At 59.6% G+C, this 240-nt stretch carries 1 protein-coding gene; it reads right to left on the bottom strand.

The genetic code is table 11. The features are described from left to right. Positions 1-45: 45 nt before the first annotated feature. A partial coding sequence (locus tag SB847_RS22115) for a hypothetical protein (RefSeq protein ID WP_410578895.1) occupies positions 46-240 on the bottom strand: 195 nt, incomplete at its 5' end.

Below are 240 nucleotides of genomic sequence, written 5' to 3'. Positions count from 1 at the left end.
GCCATACGCATGCCATCGGTCTCGCAGTGCCTAATCAGCGCCAGCTCAGCTTCGGCACCGGCTGAAAGTGATGAGCGCAAGCGCAGCCAAGGCCAGCGTGGTAAGGCCCAGGCCAGCTGATGCAGCCTGCCAGGTCAGAAGGCTCTGCTCTGCCTTTTCTCGCCTAGTTTTTTCCGTTCGCAGGTCCCCCTGCCAGCACCAAATGAAGCCCTCCAGGAGATTGCTTACCGTCTGAAACAC

Origin of the sequence: Bacillus sp. SIMBA_026 (genome assembly GCF_046535335.1) — a bacterium.
In the GTDB taxonomy this organism is placed as follows: domain Bacteria; phylum Bacillota; class Bacilli; order Bacillales; family Bacillaceae; genus Bacillus; species Bacillus velezensis.
This window is presented reverse-complemented; position numbering and strand designations above follow the sequence as displayed.